General features: G+C 33.5%; 3 protein-coding genes. All 3 read right to left on the reverse strand.

Annotated features, from left to right (window positions below; all coding sequences use genetic code 11):
* The coding region (locus RT405_RS09755) for an HAD-IIB family hydrolase (RefSeq protein WP_313469382.1) at positions 1-442 on the reverse strand (442 nt) is incomplete at its 3' end.
* A gap of 152 nt (positions 443-594) precedes the next feature.
* Positions 595-849 (reverse strand): HAD hydrolase family protein, encoded by a 255-nt coding sequence (locus RT405_RS09760; RefSeq protein ID WP_313469384.1) that lies wholly within the window; start codon positions 847-849, stop codon positions 595-597.
* A gap of 36 nt (positions 850-885) precedes the next feature.
* A partial coding sequence (locus RT405_RS09765) for a lyase family protein (protein ID WP_313469386.1) occupies positions 886-1,622 on the reverse strand: 737 nt, incomplete at its 5' end.

Consider the following 1,622-nt stretch of genomic DNA (forward strand, 5'->3'; position numbering starts at 1 on the left):
ACTCGTCCGGAATATCTTGTATCGGCAAATAGTTCAATTTCATTCCCAATAAATCTGCATCATACTGTAAGATCTCAGAATGCTTTCCTGTATAGTAGTAATCTTTCTCGTTGAAGTATGAAAAACTTATTTCCAAATCCTTTTGTCTTAATCCTTCTAACTTCGCTACATCTTCATGAGATAAAGTATGGCTATAGACGATTTCTTGAGTATTGGTTTTTTGAACCAACGTTCCATTTAACGAAATAACATAATCTTCTTCTTGAGACAATTCCAATTCTTCTAGGTAAGGATAAATAGCTTTTAAGGGTCTTCCAGTACATAAAACAATTTTTATGCCGGCTTCAATCGCTTCATGCAAAGCCGTTTTCACTTTTTCAGTTATTAGATGAGATTCATTTAACAATGTTCCATCCATATCAATCGCAATCAGTTTGATCATTCTTATCTTCCCCTTTAATTTCATTCTAGTCACTACCTAATGTACCATACAAATACTAAATGAAAAGGGGATAAAAGAACTAAAAAAATAAAAAAGCGTACTTAAAAAGGCCGCAAAATTCAACGGCCTTTTTATCTTCTTACTTTATAACTCTATTTATTACAATCGCTAATCCATTTGCACCATTCGAATTTGTAATAAAAGAATAACGAAATGATCTCTCTTTTTTCATCCTGCACTCTTTCTCCATTTAAAGAGATTATTGGAATAGAATAATCAAAACGCTCAATGTAAGTCTTTACTTCTTTGTAATTTTTCCCAGTAGCAATTTCGAACCAGATTCCGTTTTGCAGGAGACGTTGAACTACTTCTATGTTCTGACGAGATATAGTATTTTTAAAATCCAACAAAGCCCATCCCTATCCGATATCGCCAATTCAACCTTATTCATATTTCGCTCTTACTTGTTTAGATAATTGTTTTGCTTTCTTTGAAAAATCATGAGCGAGATCTACTGAAGAACCTGTATAACTTTTAGGATCTAAGAGTTCAATCAATTCCATTTCAGAAAACAAGTCACTGATCAATTCATTCTGCAGCAAAACGTCTAAATAATTTTGACCGCCTATTTCTGTTTCCATCGCCATATCGTATACCAGCTCATGTGCTTTATCTTTCCCTATTTTTTCAGCTATTTTCATCATAATGTATTCACTGTTATCTAACCCTTTATTGATTTGTGCGTTTTCGTACATTCTCTTGCTGTTTATTTGAAGATCAGCAGTCAATTCTTCTGCTCTAAGAAGCACTTCTGTCATTAGTTCCAACGCTTCTTCTACTAAGCCATCAAACAACATATAAGAAGTACTGTCAGCCTCAAATGGTCTAGCTGCTGAAAAATAGCCCGGCACACTTAATGAATATAATTTTTGTGAATTTGCTATAATTCCTTTTGATAGCTTAGGATTGATTTTGTGCGGCATAGTGCTGCTCCCAACTGTACCTTTTTTAAATCCTTCAGCGACCTCACCATATTCTTCTATAGAAGTGGTATAAACTTCTTCTGCTATTTTATGGAAAGTATTAGAAAGCAAGCAAAGATTGTTTATATATTCAATTTTCTGTCCGCTAACATTTCTAGATGGAATCAACATGGGCTTTAAATTCAATATTTCAGCTA

Origin of the sequence: Carnobacterium sp., from assembly GCF_032094055.1 — a bacterium.
In the GTDB taxonomy this organism is placed as follows: Bacteria; Bacillota; Bacilli; order Lactobacillales; family Carnobacteriaceae; genus Carnobacterium_A.